Here is a 14,591-nt window from a genome sequence, read left to right as displayed (position 1 = left end):
TTGCTACTAGGCCGGGCCATGTCCGAAGCGTCCTCGAAGAAACCGACCGACGGCCCGCACGAGCCCCTGTTCGACAGGGTGGCGACCGAGCTGAACTTCCCCGCCGACGAGGCGAAGATCCTCGCCTTCTGGAAGCAGCGCCGCATCTTCGAGAAGACGCTCCGCGCCGAGACCCGCGCCACCGGCCCCTCGCGGGGTACGTTCGTCTTCTACGAGGGCCCGCCGACCGCCAACGGCATGCCCCACAACGGCCACGTGCTCACGCGCGCCGTGAAGGACGTCTTCCCCCGGTACAAGACCATGCGCGGCTACGACGTGCCGCGGAAGGCCGGCTGGGACACGCACGGGCTGCCGGTCGAGGTCGAGGTCGAGAAGGAGCTGCGCATCCACGGCAAGGCCGATATCGAGCGGTACGGCGTCGAGCCGTTCATCTCGCGGTGCGTCGACTCCGTCTTCCGGTACACCGAGGCGTGGGAGAACCTGACCGACAAGATCGGCTTCTGGGTCGACCTCGACAGCGCCTACGTCACCTACCACCGGAGCTACGTCGAGAGCGTCTGGTGGGCGCTCTCCCAGCTCCACAGGAAGGGGCTGCTCTACCGCGGCCACCGCGTCTGCTGGTGGTGGCCCCAGGGCGGGACGGCGCTCAGCGCGGCCGAGGTCGGATCGAACTACAAGACGGTCGACGACCCCAGCGTGTTCGTCGCGTTCCCGCTCGTCGACGAGCCGGACACCGCGCTCTGCGCCTGGACGACGACCCCGTGGACCTTGCCCTCGAACGGCTACGCCGCGGTCCGGCCCGATTTCGATTACGTCGTCGTGGACGCGGGCGCGCCCGCGGGGGGCGCGGCGCCCGTGGCCGGCAAGCTCATCGTGGCCGCGGCGCTGCGCGAGGAGCTCGCCAAGAAGTTCAAGCGGGACCTGCCCGTCCTCCGTGAGCTCAAGGGGAGCGAGCTCGTCGGCAAGCGCTACCACCCGCCGTTCGACGCCTTCACGAGGTCGCTCGAGGGCGCCTCCCTGCGCAGGAAGGACGGCAAGGCAGAGCCGCTCTACTGGGTCGTCCTCGGCGCGGATTTCGTCACGCTCGACTCCGGCACCGGCATCGTCCACGTCGCGCCCGCGTTCGGCGAGGACGACTTCAACGCGCACCGGCGGCGGATCGCGGAGCTCGCCGAGCCGGGCGCCGACGTCCCGATGCTCTGCGCGGTGCGGCCGGACGGCACGTTCGAGCCCGGGCTCACGGCGTTCTCGGGCCTCTGGGTGAAGGACGCCGATCCGCTGATCATCAAGGATCTCGCGGCCCGTGGGCTGCTCGTCCACGAGGAGAAGTACCGCCACGACTACCCGTTCTGCTGGCGCGCGGACGACGACCCGCTGATCCAGCTCGCGCGGCCGGCCTGGTACATCAGGACCCGGGACAACATCGACAAGGCGATCGCCAACAACCGCGCGGTCCACTGGCACCCGTCCCACATCCAGGAGGGCCGCTTCGGCGACTTCCTCGCCAACAACGTGGACTGGGCGCTCTCGCGCGAGCGGTACTGGGGGACGCCGCTCAACGTCTGGGTCTGCGCGAACGACGAGGAGCACCAGCTCGCCCCGGCCTCGGTCGCCGAGATCGAGGCGCTGAACCCCCGCGCCTTCGATCACTTCCGCGACGCCAAGAAGGCCGACCCCGGCCTGAACGATCACCTCATCGTCCACAAGCCGTGGATCGACAAGGTGACGTTCCCCTGTCCGACGTGCGGCGGCGAGATGCGCCGCGTGACCGAGGTCATCGACGCCTGGTTCGACAGCGGGAGCATGCCGTTCGCGCAGTGGGGCTACCCGCACGCGGAGGGCTCGAAGGAGCTGTTCGATCGCGCGTTCCCGGCGGACTTCATCAGCGAGGCGATCGATCAGACGCGGGGCTGGTTCTACTCGCTGCTGATGGTCTCGACGCTGGTCTTCGACGAGGCCACGCAGGAGAAGCTCGGGCTGTCGCGGGTCCGGAGCTACCCGCACCCGTACCAGACGTGCGTCGTGCTCGGGCACGTCTGCGACCGCGAGGGCAAGAAGGAGAGCAAGTCGAAGGGCAACTACACGCCGCCCGAGGTCATCCTCGAGCGCGTCCGGATGGAGTTCGCGGCGGCCGACGGCGGAGGCGCCGGGCTCGGCGCGGCGAAGGACGGCGTCGCGATCATCGCGCGCGAGGACTACGAGGGGCTCGATCTCACGGGCGACTCGGCGAAGGTGCGGGTCTACCGCGCCGATCGCGAGGGCGCGGCGCTGACGCTGGAGCTCAGGCCGGCGACGGGCAACAAGCGCCTCCCGCGCCGCATCGTCGCGCTCTCCCGCGGAGACCTCGATCGCCTGGGCCTCTCGCCGGCCGACAAGGCGCTCTCGGTGATGCCCAACGACGTGCCCAGGCTGCCGCAGGACCAGCGCGTCTTCATCGAGGACCCGGCGACGCCCGCGCCCGGGGCCGACGCGTTCCGCTGGTTCTTCTACGCGTCTTCCCCGCCGTGGACGAACACGCGCCACTCGCTCACGAACGTGCGCGCGTACCAGAAGGAGTTCGCGGTCAAGCTCCGGAACGTCTACTCGTTCTTCACCATCTACGCGAACATCGACGGCTTCTCGCCCGCGGAGGGGAACCCGGGCGCGACGGACACGTCGCCCGCGGCGCTCGCGGCGAGCGCCGGTTACCGGCCTGCGCGGGAGCGGTCCCTCCTCGACCGGTGGATCCTGTCGGAGCTCGCGCTCGCGACGCGGGAGGTGACGGCGCACCTCGACGAGTACCGTCTGTACGAGGCGGCGCAGCGGCTTGTCGATCTCGTGGACGCGCTCTCGAACTGGTACGTCCGCCGGAGCCGCGCGCGCTTCTGGGCCCCTTCGATCGGCGATACATTGGAGGTTGCGCCGGGGACCGTGCGGGCGGCCCAGGACAAGCGCGACGCGTACTTCACGCTGTACGAGGTGCTCGTCGCGCTCGCCAAGCTGAGCGCGCCCTTCACGCCGTTCCTCGCCGAGGCCATGTACCAGAACCTGGTGCGGCGGCCGTGGCCCGCGTCGCAGCCGGAGAGCGTCCACCTCGTGGCGTTCCCCGAGGCGGACGCCGCCGCGGTGGACGAGCCGCTCGCGATCGAGATGCGCGCGGTGCGCGAGCTCGTCTCGCTCGGCCTGCAGGTGCGCACGGCGAACAAGCTCAAGGTGCGGCAGCCGCTCTCCCGGGCCGACGTCGTGCTGTCGCAGCAGGGGCTCGCGGCGGCGCTCGCCGAGCACGTGCCGCTCATCGCCGAGGAGCTCAACGTCCACGAGGTGCGCTTCCTGAAGCCCGGCGAGGAGGGGAGCGCGGTCCGCTACGTGCTCAAGCCGAACTTCCGCGCGCTCGGGCCGAAGCTCGGCAAGAAGGTGCAGCTCGCGAAGCAGGTGCTGGCGAAGGCCGACGCGGCGGCGCTCCGCGCGGCGCTCGCGACCGAGGGCAAGATCGCGATCGCGCTCGACGGCGAGCAGGTCGAGCTCGGCCCCGAGGAGATCGACGTCGCGGTCGAGGCGGGCGAGGGGTTCGCGGCGGCCGGCGGCCGCGCGGGGGTCGTCGTGCTGCACACGGCGCTCACGGACGCGCTCCGCGACGAGGGGCTCGGCCGGGAGATCCTCTCGCGGGTCCAGGGGCTGCGCAAGGAGCTCGATCTCGGCTTCACCGAGCGGATCCGGCTCGCGCTCGACGGCGGCGAGCGGGCCCGCAAGGTCGCCGAGGCGGCGCGCGAGATGCTCATGCAGGAGGCGCTCGCCGCCGAGCTCGTGCTGGGCGCGGCGCCCGCGGCGTGGGGGCAGGCCGAGCGGCGCGAGGTCAACGTCGACGGCGAGGCGCTCGCGATAACGCTCGCGCGGACGCCGTGAGGGCGCCGGGGGGGATGGTGAGCTGCGATGATCACGAAGATCTGTGCCCGCAATTTCCGCAGCATCGAGAACATCGAGCTCCCGCTGGAGAGGCTCACGACGCTCGTCGGGCCGAACGCCTCAGGGAAGAGCAACATCGTCGACGCGGTGCGATTCCTCGCCGATTGTCGACTCGCACCGCTCACCTTTGCCATGACCATGCATCAGCGGCAGGGGTTCGGATCGCTCCTGCGACGTGGCAAGGAGACAGCGTCGGAGCTGACCGTCGGTGCGGAGGTGTGTACCGACGGCGGCCTGGGCATCTGGGCCTTCACGCTTCAGACGGCGGGCCGCGAGGGCGGTTTCGAGGTGAAGAGCGAGCGGGCAGCGTGGTTGCCAGGAGGCACACCGGGTAGCTGGGCAGGTCGGGAGCTGGAGAAGTTGCTGTACCTTGAAGAGGTCGCCGAACTGCAGGAAGGGATGAGGCGTCTGTCGGCCCCCGGGTTTCTTCGATTCCAGGGACTTCATTACAGTGGGGTTGGGGACATCCTCGACCCTCTTCCCCCGCCCATCCAGACGGCGCTGGTGCTTCCGCAGGTCTCTGATGACGCTCTGAGGCCACTCGCAGACGAGCTCACCCGAGTTGCGATGTACTCGCTGTTCCCGAACGTCCTGCGCCTACCGCGTGGACCGAGTCCGGTGAAGCCGATGATGGCGAGCGGAGAGAACTGGGCCTCGACCCTGAGGTCGCTGGACAAGGCAAATTGGGGTAGCGAGCTTGTCTGCGCGCTGAACCGCATCGCCGGGGATATCGACGACTACAACGTCGTGCTTGCCGCCGGGTATGCGATCCCGGAGTTCCGGCACGGCGTCGACGCGTTGGGTGACGCGCGTTGGCTCGGTGCCGCGCAGGAATCGGATGGGACGCTGCGGATCGCGGCGATCCTTACGGCGCTGTTCCAGGAGACGCCGCTGTCACTCATCGGCTTCGAGGAGCCGGAGCTGGGTGTCCATCCAGGCGCGATCCCGATCCTCTTCGATCTCTTCAAGGAAGCGTCGACTCGCAGCCAGATCCTGCTCACGACGCATAGCCCTGACCTCCTGGATCTGCTCCCCATCGACGACATCCGCGTCGTGGAGCGGCGCGACGGCGCGACGACGGTCGCGCGGATCGAGGAGCGGCAGCGCGAGCTCGTGCACAAGCGCCTGCTGTCGACGAGCGATCTCCTGCACGCCGAAGGCCTCCGCCCCGAGGGAACCGCTGACGATGCGTAAGGGCTACCTGGTCGTCGAGGGGCACGGTGAGGTCGACGCGGCGAAGAATCTGGTCACCCGGCTCTGGTTTGACCTCGGACTTCCGCATGCAGTCTGGGGTGCACCGCAGCGCGGCAAGGGGCTCAACACTCGATCCGGCGTGCTGCGAGCCTGCGAGATCCTGCGCAGCGAGCGCGACTGCGGTTTCGCGCTGCTGCTCCGCGATGAGGACGACGGGTGCCCAGCCACGGCGGGACCCGAGACCGCGGCGTGGGTCGCTGCCGCGAGCCTTCCATTTCCTGCCGCCGTGGTGCTGGCACACCGTGAGTTCGAGGCGTGGTTCCTGCCGTGCATCCACCTGATGGCGGGACGGGAGATCCGGCCCGGCGTGCGCATTGCGGAGGGCACGGAGTACCCGTGGGATCCCGAGGGCATCCGCGACGTCAAGGGGTGGCTCTCGAAGCGCTTCCCACCGGGCAAGATCTACAAGCCCACGTTCGATCAGCTCAAGCTCACCCAGTGGGTCGACTTCGGTGTGCTCCGAACCTCTGGGTCGAGGTCGTTCCGCACACTCGAGAACGCGCTGCGGTTCCTCGCCGCGCCCGCCGCTCTCAAGGTCTACCCGCCTCCGCGGCCCTAGCGCCAGACGCCCCGTACGAGCGCCCCCGCCCGGGCGCTCGGTGCGTGCTCAGTACCGCTCGCTGTCGTTCTTCGGCGCCATCGGCCACGCGGGCGCGCTCTCGCCGTTGATCGTCGTGCCGCCGTTCATGAACGTGCCGGCCACGCGCAGGAAGCCGGCGGGGAAGTCGAGCGTCGGCGCCGAGAGCGCGTCGAGCGCGGCCACCTGATCGGGCGCGAGCTTCACCTCCAGGGAGGCGAGGTTGTCGTCGAGCTGCGCCAGCGTGCGCGCGCCGATGATGGTGGAGGTGACGCCCGGCCGGGCCACCACCCAGGCGAGCGCCACGCGCGCCGGCGTGGTGTCGAGCGCCCTGGCGATCTCGACGAGCTTGTCGACGACGGCGTACGCCTTGTCGGTGAGCGCTGAGAGCACGAACGGGCCGCGATCGGTCTTGTGCTTGCCGGCATTTTCCCGCGTGTACTTGCCGGAGAGCACGCCGCTCTTGAGGGGCGACCAGGGCGTGACGCCGAGGCCCAGCTCGCGCGCCATGGGGATGAGCTCCCCCTCCACCGTGCGCTCGAGGAGCGAGTGCTCGATCTGCAGCGCGATGAACTGCGCCCACCCGCGGAAGCCCGCCAGAGCGTGCGCCTGCGCCACCTTCCACGCCGGCGTGTCGGAGACGCCGACGTAACGGACCTTGCCGGCCGCCACCAGATCATGGAGGGCTCGCATGGTCTCCTCGATGGGCGTGTTCCTGTCCCAGACGTGCATCCAGTAGAGGTCGATGTAGTCGGTCTGCAAGCGGCGCAGCGACTGCTCGCACTGCGCGAAGATGGCCTTCCTCCCGGCGCCACCGCCGTTGGGGTCGCCGAGGTAGAGGTTGGCGGTGAACTTGGTGGCGATCACCGCCCGGTCGCGCTTGCTCGGGTGGCGGCCGAGGTGATCGCCGATGATCTTCTCGGAGTGGCCCTTGGTGTAGGCGTTGGCGGTGTCGATGAAGTTGCCGCCGCGCGAGAGGAAGCGATCGAGGATCGCCTCGGACTCCTTGACGCTGGATCCGAAGCCGTGGTCTTCGCCGAAGGTCATGGCGCCGAGGCACAGGGGGCTGACGCGCAGCCCGGAGCGGCCGAGGGTGACGTAGTGGTCGAGGTTCATCGTGGTCCTCCTGGGGGTTCGGGCTGAAGAGCCCTCGCTGGACCGCACCGTGCGCCCGTGGCGGCGTGCAATCTTGGAGGAAACGGCCGAGACGGGGCCGGGTGGGTTGATGGCCGTCCGACGGGAGCCCACGATGGCGAACGTGGTGGGATCGATCGAACAGGCCGTCGCCCGGCGCGCCCCGCATCCGGAGGCCGGCGCGTCGGCGTCGCGTGTGCTCCGCAATTTCGTCGTCGCCGTCCGCGCCAGCGCGCCGCCGGTCACGAACCTCGACCTGCTGCCCGATGGCACGACGTCGCTGGTCTTTCGCCTCCTCGACGCGGATCGCGCCGACATCGTCGTCCTCGGGCCCAAGACGCGCGCCGTGTACAAGCGCGTGCCGCGCTTCCTGCTCGCGGTGCAGGTGGTCTTTCGACCCGGCGGCGCGTACCCCTTCTTCGGTGTGCCGATGGACGAGCTCGCCGATCGCGTCGTCCCGGCGCGCGATCTCTGGGGCCAGCGCGCCGACGCCCTGCTCGAGCAGCTGGTGGCGGTCGGGGCCGGCGTCACGCGGGACCCCGCGCGAGCTCGCCTGGAGGCGATCGAACGCGCCCTCGAGGGCCGCATGCTCGGTCCCGACGTGTTCGAGCCCGCATCCGCGGCCGTCGCGCGCGCCGCGCTCCGGAAGCTCTCGCTCGGAGGGATCACCGTGGAAGAGACGGCGAGCGCGCTCCACGTCAGCCCGCGGAACCTGCGGCGCGCCTTCGTTGCGACCGTCGGCGTCTCGCCGAAGCAGTACGCGCGCATCGCCCGCTTCCAGCGCGTCGTCTCGAACGCGCAGGTCGCCCGCGGGTCGTGGTCGGAGATCGCCCTCGCGAGCGGGTACTGCGATCAGCCGCACCTGGTCAGGGAGTTCCGTGAGCTCGCGGGGCTCTCGCCGGTGGCGTTCATGAAGCGACGCTCGACCGGCGAGATCAGCGGCTCAGGTGGAGGCCATGGGTGAACGCTCGAAGGGGGCTCCAGGGCGTTCGATGCGACCGCGCCGATCGCGGGGCTCCGGCGCGATTACGTGCCGGGCCTTACGATCCTGCGGGGGTGACCGCCTCGCATCGCGGGGCGGCGCTCGTTCCGCAAGGATCTTGTTGCGGACATCGCTGGCGAGGCGTTCGATGATCGTCGTCGGGTGGGGCGCATCGGAGACTTTCAGGACGGTACCGAGACCGAGGGCCGCGTATCGCCGGCCCGTGACGGGCGACAGCCTGCCCGGCGGACGTCCTCGAGGCGAGGCTCCGCGCCGCGATGATCACCCACGTCTACGTCAGCAACTACGGCAGCGTCGGGGCTGGGATCGAGCTCACGCTCGGGTCGCTGACCGCGCTCGCCGGCCCGCCGGGCTCGGGCAAGGGCTGCCTGCTCGACGCGGTGCGGTTCCTCGCCGAGTGCGCCAACGGGGCGTTCGATCTGGCGGCGGCGAACCGACGCGGCGGCGCGCTGGCGGGCGCGCGGGGCGACGGCGCGCTCACCACGCTCGGGGTCGCGGTCTCCAGGACCGAGGGCCACGGGTTCTGGCTCGTGCAGCTCGCGCCGGGAGAGCGGGAGGGCGAGGCGCGCGTCAAGAGCGAGACGGCCGCATGGTGGCAGCGCAGCGCGCTCACGCGGCTCGTCAAGCCGGGCCTGCGCGAGGTCTTCGACGCCGGCAGCGACGCGCCCGAGGTCTCCTTCGACCGGCTGAAGGGCAGCCCGAAGGGGTTCTCGCGCAAGGACAAGGGGCGCAGCGGCACGCTCGCGTACCGCGGCGTCGCCCCCATCGCCGTGAGCGGCACGAAGCTCGTCCTGCCGCTGCTCTCCGACGGACCGCTCACCCCGATGCTCGACGAGCTGCGCCGGGCGGTCCTCTACTCCCTCGCGCCGCGCACGCTGCGCTCGCCCCAGAAGCTCAGCGCTTCCCGGCGCCTCAAGGCGAGCGGCGACAACTGGGGCTCGGTCCTCCGTGCGCTCGCGAAGGAGCGATGGCAGGACCAGTTCCTCGCGGGGCTGTCCCAGGTGATCGGCGACGTCGACGGCGCCCGCGCGTCCTCGTCCGGCGGGTTCCTCGTCCCGGAGCTGCGCCACGGCGTCGACGGCGACGGGCGCGAGCGCTGGCGGGCCGCCGCGGACGAGCCGGACGCCACGCTGCGGCTCGCCGCCATGGTCACGGCGCTCTCGCAGGAACCCCCGCTCGTGCTCGCCGGCTTCGAGCACCCCGACGCGGGCGTCGATCGCGCCGCGCTGCCTGCGCTCCTCGAGTACCTGCGCGGCGCGTCCGCCCAGCGCCAGCTCCTGCTCACGACCGAGAGCCCCGCGCTCCTCGACCTAATGCCGCCCGACGCCGTCTACTCGGTGGAGCGCCGCGACGGCGCGACCGCCGCGTCGTCCATCGACGAGGCGCAGCGGAGGGCGCTCAGGGAGCGGCTCGGCGCCCCGGAGAGCCAGCGCTCCCCGGCGGCGCGCGCCGGGCGCCCGCCCGGTGTCTCCTGAGCCCGCCCGAGCGTCGCTACGACGCGAGCCGCTCCCCCGGCGGCGCGAGCGGCGACGCGCCGTAGCGCGCGAGGAGATCCTCCGGATCGAGGTAGATCGCCGCGCACCCGGCCTCGAGGAGCTCCATTTCAGGGAAGCCTCCGCAGAGGAGCCCCACCGAGAGGAGGCCGAGCTTCGCCGCGGCCTCGGCGTCGGACGGCGCGTCGCCGACGAGCACGACCTCGCGAGGATCGACGCTGCCGAGCCGGTCGAGCGCCGCCTCGAGGACGTCGGGGCGCGGCTTCGACCTGTCGGCGTCGTCGGCCGATACCGTCCACGAGACCAGATCGCCCACCCGGGCGAGCTCGACGCTGGCGTCGAGCTCGCCGCGCGGCGTCGGCGAGGCGAGCACGATCCGGCGCCCGTCGCGCGCGACGCGCTGGAACAGCTCACGCACGCAGGGGAACGCCCGGGCGCCCGGGAGGAGCTCGCGCCCGTAGATCTGGTCGCGCAGCGAGGAGATCCCGGCGCCGATCCAGCCGAGCTCCTCGGGCGAGAGGAACGTCTGCAGCAGCTGGTCCGCGCCCTTGCCGACCTGGCCGCGCAGCTTCTCCCGCGGGACCTCGCGGCCGAACCGCCGGAAGGCCTGCTGCCAGGCGGCCGCGTGCAGATCGACGGTGTCGAGGATCGTGCCGTCGACACCGAAAATGACGGCGCTGACGCTGACCATGGCGCGACACGTGGCGCAGGGCGGGACGCACCGCCATCGGAGGGCTCCCGACGGCCCCTCCCGCGCCGCGCCGGCTGCGCTCGGCCGGAGTCGCGATAGACTGGCCGGGGAGGGCGAGCGGGCAGGGCGATGACGACATGAACAGGCGGCAGTCTGCACTCGCGGTCCTCCTGAGCGGGCTGCTCGGCCCGGCCGGCGTTGCCGCGGCCGATCCGGCGCTGGTCGCGGTCGATCTGGACGACGACGACGCCGACGGCGTGCCGGACGGCGAGCAGCTTCGCGCGCCGCCCGCCCCGGAGCTCCTGGCGCTGCGAGCGCCGCGCGGCGCGAGCCAGGCGCCCGCGGCGATCCCCGCCGGCCTGCGGCTCCTCGTCGACGGCAGCCCGGTCAAGCCCGGCGCGGCGATCCCCGCGGGCGCCCGCCGCGTCGAGATCCAGGCGGTCCGCGCCGGGCGCAGCGAGATCGCGCTCTTCGGCGAGGCGCGGACGATCAGCGCGTTCGAGGTGCGCGCGATCGACGGCGCCGGGCGGCGCATCGACATGGCGCGCTCCCACGCCTCGCTGCAGCGCACGCCCCCGGACCGGCTCGGCGACGATCCGTTCGCGAACCTCGACGATCCCGACGCGATCCGGCTGCTCGTGATCGGCGCGCCGGAGGATCTGCCGCTGACGCTCGACGTCCACTCCGCGGCGCCGTCCGGCGCGGCGATGGATCGCCTCTCCGACGTGCCGCTCGGCCACGTGCGGTGCCCGGAGGACGTGCCGCCGGGCCTCGTGTGCGGATCGACGCGCCCCCTCCGGGTGGTCGCGGACGACATCGATCGCAACCACCCGATGATCGTCGATCGATCCGTGAAGGGCGAGGTCGGCGGGGCGCTCGTCGTCGCCCTGCCCGGCGGGCCGAAGGTCCAGATGATCCGCGTCGCCGGCCCGCGCGCCTCGCCGCTCGGGCCGCTCGGGCGCACGCGCGCGCGGCTCCGGATCGTCATGGTGCGCCCCCGCGCCGGCGGCCCGCCGCCGATGGGCGGCGACGACGCGGGCGCGCTCGCCATCGCGCGCGCGGAGGTCGAGCGGGCGAACGCCCTCTGGGGCGCGTGCGGCGTGAGCTTCGGCCCGCCCGAGGCGCTCGACGTCACCTTCGTCGATCCGCCGCGCCCGCACCTGCTCGCGATCGGCTGCGACCACGGCCTGCCGGCCAGCGGCGGCGCGATCCGGGTGCGCGTCGACGGCCACGAGGTCACCGCGGCGATCGCGCCCCGCGCGCGCCCCGACGCGGCGGCCCGGGCCGTCGCCGCGGCGATCGGCGCGGCGGGGTTCTCGGTGCGCCTCTCGGACAACCCGGTCATCGGCGCGGGCGCCCACGGGACCACCGACGTGCTCGTGCGGCGGCCGGGCGGCGCGCTCGCGACCATCGAGCCGCCGGCGGCGGGCGCGCTGAGCACCGACGCGACGCTCACGGCGTGCATCGGCGCCGTGGACCTCGACGACGGCCTCCAGCACTTCAGCGACACGGACGCGATCGCCGGCACGGTCGAGGAGCGGGCGCTGCTCAAGGCGTTCGACGACGGCGACCCCTCGACCGTCGACGTCGTGATGGTCCCGAGCTTCGCGGGCGGCGGGCGGATCGGCGAGTCGTTCATCTTCGCCGACGGCGGGGCGATCCGGAACACGATCATCGAGGATCGCGCCGGCCTGCGCGCGGATCGCGCGTCGTTCGCGCTGGCGCACGAGCTCGGCCACGTGCTGCTCGACGAGCCGGGGCACCCGGACGATTTCGGGATCGACACGCCGACCCGGCTGATGGACGCCGACGCGGCCAACGCCTCCGCGTACGGGCCGCGCCGCCTGACCGTCGACGAGTGCGCGCGCGCGATCAGACAAAGCGGCGCGGCGGAGCCGCGTTTGGGCCGACAGAGCGGCCCGGTGCCGCTGCTCGCGCCGTGGCCGCTCGCCCCGCTCGGTCGAGAGAGGTGAAACGCCGCTTCGCGCTGTGGTAGGAGCGGGCCCATGCGGGTCCCCCAGCGGAGCGGCCTCTTCAGCGGCGTCGCAGCCCTCGCGTGCGCCTCGGTCCTGCTCGAGATCTCGCTCGCGCGGATCTACGCGGCGCTGTTCGGCGAGATCCACGCGTTCCTCGCGCTCTCGCTGTCGCTCGTCGGCGCGGGCGTGGGCGGCGCGCTGCTCTACGTCGTGCCGTCGCTCGCCCGCCCGCCGGCGCTCTTCGCCCGCATGGCGACCCTCGCCGCGCTCGCGTCGGGCGCGACCCTCGCCGCGGTCATCCTGCTCGCGCATCGCGAGCCCCTGTCCGTCCCCGCGCCGGGGTCGCTCCCGTGGCTCGCGCTGTGCTACGCGGCCTCCACCGTCCCGTTCGCGTTCGCGGGCCTCGCGCTCGCGGCCGCGATCCGGCACGCGGCGCCGGAGATGCCCCGGCTCTACCTGCTCGATCTCGTCGGCGGCGCGCTCGGCGGGCTCGCCGCGGCCGGAGCGCTCCGCGCAGGCGCGCCCCGCGCCGCGCTCGCGGCGGCGATCTTCTTCGCGGTGGCGGGCATCTTCTTCTACCTCGGGTCGCGCTGCTGCGAGCGCGAGGAGCGGGCGCCCGGCGGCCTCGTCGCCACGTTCGTGCTCGGCTCCTTCGTGCTGCTCGCCGGCGACGTCGGCGCCCCGTGGCTCCGGCTCGCCGGCATCCGCCGGGCGTCGCCCGACCGGACCGAGCACGAGGCCTGGACCGAGCGCTCGCTGATCACCGTCGATCGACCGAAGGCCGGCGCGGCGCTGATGCGGCTCGGCGGCGCCGCGGCGAGCCCGATCCTCGACGCGAAGACGACGCCCCCGCCGCAGCCCGAGGACATGGCGTACGCGCTGCACAAGGACCAAGGCCCGGCGCTCGTCGTCGGCGCCGGCGGCGGGCGCGACGTGCGCGCCGCGCTCAAGGCCGGGCAGAAGGAGGTTGTCGCCGTCGAGGGCGACCGCGGCGTCCTCGAGGTGATGCGCGGGAGGTACGCCGCGTTCAGCGGCAACCTGTTCGACAAGCCCGAGGTCCACCTCGTGGTGGGCGACGGGCGGAGCTTCGCCAGGCGCACGCCGCTGCTCTTCAGGAACATCGTGATCCCGTCGGCCGACACGGTCGAAGCGTCGACGACCGGCGCGCTCGCGCTCTCGGAGAGCCGGCTCCACACGCTGGAGGGTGTCGGGGACTTCCTTTCGCGCCTCCTGCCCGAAGGCACGCTCGTCCTGACCCGCGCGGACGCGGACTTCGATCGGCTGCTCTCGCTCGTGACCGCGGCGCTGCGCCGCGCGGGCGTGGCCGCGCCGAAGGACCACCTCTTCGCGTGCAGCGCCGCGCAGAAGACCGCGCTCCTCGCCCGGCGCGCGCCGCTCGCGCGCGAGGACGTCGACGCGCTCCGCCGCCACTGCCGCAAGCACAGGTTCTCGGAGGTCCTCGCCCCCGACCGCCCGGCGACCCCGGTCCGCAGCCTGCTCGTCGCGGCGGCCGCGCCCTCGGCCTCCGCGGCGGCCGCGCGCGTCGCCGAGGGCGCGGCCGCGGAGGCCGATCTGACGCCGCCCACCGACGACAGGCCGTTCTTCGCGTACACCGTCCCGGCGCGCCGCCTGCCCGCGGTGCTCGGCGACGTCGGGGCCCTCCGCGCCGGGCACACGGCCCTCTTCGCGCTCGCGCTGCTGCTCGCCGTCGGCGCGGTCCTCTTCGCGCTCGGCGTGCTGCTCCCGGCGCTCGCCGCGCGCCGTCTGCGCGGGCGCCTCGCGCCGCAGGACGCGCCCGCGCAGACGGCGCGCGCGTCGACCGCGTCGTCGACGCCGCCCGCTCGAGCGCTCGCGTTCTTCGCCGCGATCGGCGCGGGGTTCGCCCTCGTCGAGCTCGCCGTGTTCCGGCACGGTCTCCTCCTGCTCGACCTGCCCGCGCACGAGCTCCCGGCCCTGCTCGTGATCCTCCTTGTCTCGGCCGGCGTGGGCGGCTACCTCACCGCCCGGGTGGCCCCGGGCGCCGCGACGGCGGTCTCCGCGAGGGTGGCGGAGGCGCTCGCCGTGGCCGCGGCGCTCTCGGCGGTGGGCCTCGTGCCGCTCGCGCGGTGGGGCCTCGGGCTAGGGGCCTTCCCGCGCGCGATCCTCGCCATCGCGATCGTCGTGCCGTTCGGCGTGCTCGCGGGCTCGCTCGCGCCGCTCGGGGTCAAGATCGTGGACTCGGTCTCGTCGGCGCTGCTGCCGTGGTGCTGGGCGCTCTGCGCCTTCGCGGGCGCGACCGCGATGGCCCTCGGCGCCCTGTGCGCGCTGAACCTCGGCTACAGCGCCCTGCTGCTCGGCGCGGGCCTCGCTTACCTCCTCGCCGCGGCGACCGTGCCGCCCGCCGCGGCCGGGGCGACCGCCTCTGGAGACGACGAGCGAGCGGCGTCGCCCGGAGGCGCCGCCGCCGGCGAACCACCGCCCCGGGACGCCGCAGGGGCGCAGCCCGAGGCCCTCGAGGCGGCGCCGATCGCCTGAGCGCCCG

9 protein-coding genes are annotated in these 14,591 nt (G+C 73.1%); 7 read left to right on the top strand and 2 right to left on the bottom strand.

Annotated elements, in window-relative coordinates:
* Nucleotides 1-18 precede the first annotated feature (18 nt).
* From ileS to WMF45_RS23710, 3 genes are read left to right on the top strand one after another with little or no spacing between them, the layout of a single operon-like run.
* Entirely contained in the window at nucleotides 19-3,882 is a 3,864-nt protein-coding gene (ileS, locus tag WMF45_RS23720) for an isoleucine--tRNA ligase (RefSeq protein WP_437719118.1), read from the top strand.
* 27 nt (nucleotides 3,883-3,909) lie between these two features.
* Nucleotides 3,910-5,136 carry an AAA family ATPase gene (locus WMF45_RS23715; protein WP_437719117.1) on the top strand — a complete coding sequence of 409 codons (1,227 nt, stop codon included), beginning with the start codon at nucleotides 3,910-3,912 and terminating at the stop codon, nucleotides 5,134-5,136.
* Nucleotides 5,129-5,755: a DUF4276 family protein gene (locus tag WMF45_RS23710; RefSeq protein ID WP_437719116.1), complete on the top strand. Its 627-nt coding sequence runs from the start codon at nucleotides 5,129-5,131 to the stop codon at nucleotides 5,753-5,755. Before WMF45_RS23715 ends, WMF45_RS23710 begins: the two co-directional genes overlap by 8 nt.
* Before the next feature lie 48 nt (nucleotides 5,756-5,803).
* Here the strand turns inward: WMF45_RS23710 and WMF45_RS23705 are convergent, their stop codons facing one another.
* Complete coding sequence (locus WMF45_RS23705; protein WP_437719115.1) at nucleotides 5,804-6,889, bottom strand: aldo/keto reductase; 1,086 nt, start codon at nucleotides 6,887-6,889, stop codon at nucleotides 5,804-5,806.
* 133 nt (nucleotides 6,890-7,022) lie between these two features.
* On the opposite strand from WMF45_RS23705, the gene WMF45_RS23700 reads away from it, so the two are divergent.
* The gene (locus WMF45_RS23700; protein WP_437719114.1) at nucleotides 7,023-7,871 is read left to right on the top strand and encodes a helix-turn-helix domain-containing protein; all 849 of its coding nucleotides are present in this window, start codon (nucleotides 7,023-7,025) and stop codon (nucleotides 7,869-7,871) included.
* 296 nt (nucleotides 7,872-8,167) lie between these two features.
* Nucleotides 8,168-9,385, top strand: coding sequence for an AAA family ATPase (locus tag WMF45_RS23695; RefSeq protein WP_437719113.1), 1,218 nt, complete (start codon nucleotides 8,168-8,170; stop codon nucleotides 9,383-9,385).
* Between the two features lie 16 nt (nucleotides 9,386-9,401).
* Here the strand turns inward: WMF45_RS23695 and WMF45_RS23690 are convergent, their stop codons facing one another.
* Nucleotides 9,402-10,094, bottom strand: a complete 693-nt coding sequence (locus tag WMF45_RS23690) for an HAD family hydrolase (RefSeq protein ID WP_437719112.1) — start codon at nucleotides 10,092-10,094, stop codon at nucleotides 9,402-9,404.
* A 137-nt stretch (nucleotides 10,095-10,231) separates the two neighbouring features.
* Here WMF45_RS23690 and WMF45_RS23685 point away from each other — a divergent pair, with 137 nt between their 5' ends.
* Entirely contained in the window at nucleotides 10,232-12,067 is a 1,836-nt protein-coding gene (locus tag WMF45_RS23685; RefSeq protein WP_437719111.1) for an ImmA/IrrE family metallo-endopeptidase, read from the top strand.
* Between the two features lie 33 nt (nucleotides 12,068-12,100).
* Nucleotides 12,101-14,584: a hypothetical protein gene (locus tag WMF45_RS23680; RefSeq protein WP_437719110.1), complete on the top strand. Its 2,484-nt coding sequence runs from the start codon at nucleotides 12,101-12,103 to the stop codon at nucleotides 14,582-14,584.
* Nucleotides 14,585-14,591: the final 7 nt, after the last annotated feature.

Source organism: Sorangium sp. So ce448 (assembly GCF_051520915.1).
Taxonomy (GTDB): Bacteria; Myxococcota_A; Polyangia; order Polyangiales; family Polyangiaceae; genus Sorangium; species Sorangium cellulosum_B.
This window is presented reverse-complemented; position numbering and strand designations above follow the sequence as displayed.

Coding starts and splice junctions, on each gene's coding strand:
- WMF45_RS23710 (WP_437719116.1), top strand. CDS start 5,129: ATGCGTAAGGGCTACCTGGTCGTCGAGGGGCACGGTGAGGTCGACGCG.
- WMF45_RS23715 (WP_437719117.1), top strand. CDS start 3,910: ATGATCACGAAGATCTGTGCCCGCAATTTCCGCAGCATCGAGAACATC.
- WMF45_RS23690 (WP_437719112.1), bottom strand. CDS start 10,094: ATGGTCAGCGTCAGCGCCGTCATTTTCGGTGTCGACGGCACGATCCTC.
- WMF45_RS23695 (WP_437719113.1), top strand. CDS start 8,168: ATGATCACCCACGTCTACGTCAGCAACTACGGCAGCGTCGGGGCTGGG.
- WMF45_RS23685 (WP_437719111.1), top strand. CDS start 10,232: ATGAACAGGCGGCAGTCTGCACTCGCGGTCCTCCTGAGCGGGCTGCTC.
- WMF45_RS23705 (WP_437719115.1), bottom strand. CDS start 6,889: ATGAACCTCGACCACTACGTCACCCTCGGCCGCTCCGGGCTGCGCGTC.
- WMF45_RS23680 (WP_437719110.1), top strand. CDS start 12,101: ATGCGGGTCCCCCAGCGGAGCGGCCTCTTCAGCGGCGTCGCAGCCCTC.
- WMF45_RS23700 (WP_437719114.1), top strand. CDS start 7,023: ATGGCGAACGTGGTGGGATCGATCGAACAGGCCGTCGCCCGGCGCGCC.
- ileS (WP_437719118.1), top strand. CDS start 19: ATGTCCGAAGCGTCCTCGAAGAAACCGACCGACGGCCCGCACGAGCCC.